This window comes from Paenibacillus rhizoplanae, from assembly GCF_042684125.1.
GTDB classification, from domain to species: domain Bacteria; phylum Bacillota; class Bacilli; order Paenibacillales; family Paenibacillaceae; genus Paenibacillus_AQ; species Paenibacillus_AQ rhizoplanae.
The window spans coordinates 76,422-79,205 of sequence record NZ_JBHUKY010000079.1 but is presented as its reverse complement, the minus strand read 5'-3'; the positions used below and the strand labels follow the sequence as shown (position 1 = coordinate 79,205).

General features: G+C 54.4%; 3 protein-coding genes. 1 reads left to right on the top strand and 2 read right to left on the bottom strand.

Going from position 1 to position 2,784, the window contains the following annotated elements; genetic code table 11:
• Window positions 1–146: 146 nt before the first annotated feature.
• The gene (locus ACFSX3_RS29990; protein WP_209994886.1) at window positions 147–1,349 is read right to left on the bottom strand and encodes an ROK family protein; all 1,203 of its coding nucleotides are present in this window, start codon (window positions 1,347–1,349) and stop codon (window positions 147–149) included.
• Between the two features lie 181 nt (window positions 1,350–1,530).
• Complete coding sequence (locus tag ACFSX3_RS29985) at window positions 1,531–1,986, bottom strand: CBS domain-containing protein (protein ID WP_209994887.1); 456 nt, start codon at window positions 1,984–1,986, stop codon at window positions 1,531–1,533.
• Between the two features lie 119 nt (window positions 1,987–2,105).
• Here ACFSX3_RS29985 and ACFSX3_RS29980 point away from each other — a divergent pair, with 119 nt between their 5' ends.
• Window positions 2,106–2,540: a MarR family winged helix-turn-helix transcriptional regulator gene (locus ACFSX3_RS29980; RefSeq protein ID WP_209994888.1), complete on the top strand. Its 435-nt coding sequence runs from the start codon at window positions 2,106–2,108 to the stop codon at window positions 2,538–2,540.
• Window positions 2,541–2,784 lie beyond the last annotated feature (244 nt).

The following is a 2,784-nucleotide window of genomic DNA, read 5'->3' as shown; positions in this document are numbered from 1 at the left end:
CCTTCCTTACACCCAAAACAAACGGCATAGGGCTTTTCCCCATACCGTTTTGGATTCCGTTTTTAATTCCAAACTTATCTTTGAGCTTATCTTAATGACATTGGTATAAATACACCTGATTCAGCCCAAAGCGACCGCCGGGCCCGTCAGCTCGTCAACTGGTGCAGCACCAGAGCACAGGCGCCTGTTGCGACAGCGCGCTCGCCCAAGCTGCTCCGGGTGAAGCGGACGTTATACTGTCCCCGGTAGTAGGTCCGCTCCAGCGCGATCTGTGTGGCTGTCTCGTAGAAATCTGCGGCGAGGAACAGCGGGCCGCCGAGGATAACCTCCTCCGGGTGGAGGATATTGATCAGATTCGCCAGCCCGATGCCGCAGGCTACCGCCATCTCATCGAATAACCGGACCATCACTGGATCGCGCTCCTGGAGCGCTTCCAGCAGATGGGCGAATTCTAAAGCCTCCTCATGCTCTGCCAGAGCACGGAGGCTTGTGCTGCTGCCCAGCCGCCAGGCTTCGCGGGCTTGCCCCTCCAGCGTCCGGACCGACACATAGCTCTCCCAGGCCCCGGCGTTGCCGCCGGGAATCTGCGGCGGTACTCCCGCGCGGTCAATGATCATCTGCCCGACGGCTCCCTCGGTATCGATTATGCCGTAGAGCAGCCGCCCATCGTTCATAATAGCGGAGCGCAGGCCGATCCCGGCATGGAGATAGAGAAGATGCTGTTGCATCCGGTTGCTGCCGGCCCAGTATTCGCCAAGCAGAGCCGTATTGGCTCCATTATCCAGATAGACAGGCACCCCCAGGCGCTGCTCGAGCTGTTCCTTGATATGTACCTGTGACCAGCCCTCTGCAGGAAAACGGGCCGGATTCAGGATGACTCCGGCTGTGCGGTCCAGCGGACCGACTGCCCCGATGCCGAGTCCCGCTAACTGGCTGAAGCTGAGCGAGGCTGCTTCAAGCAGCCGCAGGGCCTGCTCCTCAAGGGAGTCCATCAGCAGCTCGGGGGTAAGCCCCGCATCCATGCTCCAGGTATACTCGCCCAGCAGCCGCAGATGAAAGTCCGTCAGCACAAGCTTGGCATGGGTACGGGAGATCTCCAGTCCCAGCAGATAAGCGTAAGACGGATTCGTCTCATAGAGGGTAGGGCGGCGTCCTCCGGTGGATTCGCCGAAGCCGACTTCAACCAGAAGCTCCCGGGACAGCAATTCGTCCAGTATACGCGTTAAGGTGCTTATCGTCAGTCCGCTTTCTTCCAGCAGGGTCTGCTTGGAGACGGTACCATGTGTTCTTACGGTGAGGTAGATTTCCCTGGCTTTGGGATTGGCGATGATTTCGTGAATAAGCAGCACAGACGATTCTCTCCTTATGATGTACTAGACCTGATTTTACAATGACATAAAAATCAGGGGGCCGCAACTATCATAGGGAGAGAATGAAAGAAGAGTCTAACCGGGGGTGAAGGCAGGGAGCGGCTTGCCGGAGTATGCATGCGGGCATAAGCGGGCGCTGTTCCGGGACACAGGGCTGAGGCTAGAGCAGCGCCTTGAAGGAATGACGGATCACATCGCCGCGGCTGATAATGCCGACCAGCACATGGTTCCGTTCAACGGGAACCTTTTTGATTTGCTTTTTGCCGAGGATGGTGGCGATAACTTCGAGGTCCTCTTCAGCATGCACAGTGATGACCTTCTTCTTGGCGATAGCCATTACGTTCAGACCCAGCAGCTTATGCGCCCGTTCCTCGAATAGCTCATTATCCCCGACGAATACATTAATCTGGAAAAAAGAATCCACGATCAGATCCTCATGCCTGCCGATATAGCGCATGATATCCCCGTCGCTCAAATAAGCGACAATCTCGTTCCGGTCATTGACGACGGGCATGCCGCTGATCCGGTGGGCAATACATTTCTCAATAAAAGTCCGTACGGTGTCTTCCTGCTTAACCTTGTACACCTGACGGACCATGAATTCATGGGCTTTCATACCGGTTCCCCCTGAAAATTAGCTTTTGCAGAAATAAGTTGTATCATGAAAGTATATACTTGTATTATACAAGTGGAAAGAGTAAAGTCAATGAATAAAAGAGAAGAGGGGCAACCGGCATGGACAAACATTCAATTGAGACAATAGAGCTGGAAATGGCGGTTCTGTTCCGCCGGCTCACTTCCATTACCACGTTCAAAAAAATCGGCAATCTGGATCGTGCGGCCTACCTGCTGCTGCATCACATTGCATCTCGTGAAGGAACTGCCGGGATAAAGGCAATCTCCGATGAGTTTCAGTTGGATATTTCTACGGTCAGCCGACAGGCTGCCTCACTGGAGAGCAAGGGGTACATCACCCGGATACCGGACCCTGTGGACGGGCGGGCCTATTCGCTGCAGATTACGGAGACGGGCCAAGCGAGTCTGGAGGAGAACCGGCAGGTCCGGCAGGAGATGATCGAACAACTGCTAAAGGGCTGGTCGGAGGAGGAGGGGCATTCCTTCGGGGAGCTGCTGCAGAAGTTCAATGCAACTTTTCTGGAAGAGGGCTGATGGGGCCAAGAGGTTAAGTAACCGGGCCAAGAGAGTCGGGTAGGGTGTTCAGCCTGGGAAGGAAGAATTCTAGTGTATTTTGTACAGTCAGATGATGCCAAAAGGGGTCTATTTCGGCCCGCTATTGCACTTCCTACATTAGATTTCGCAGAAACAGCCTGGATCGGGCAGATCTGCACCATTCTGTTGCAGCAAATACAGCAGAATGTGTTTAGAAGGACTTTTGCCCCGATTCTACTGTATT

Coding starts and splice junctions, on each gene's coding strand:
- ACFSX3_RS29985 (WP_209994887.1), bottom strand. CDS start 1,986: ATGAAAGCCCATGAATTCATGGTCCGTCAGGTGTACAAGGTTAAGCAG.
- ACFSX3_RS29980 (WP_209994888.1), top strand. CDS start 2,106: ATGGACAAACATTCAATTGAGACAATAGAGCTGGAAATGGCGGTTCTG.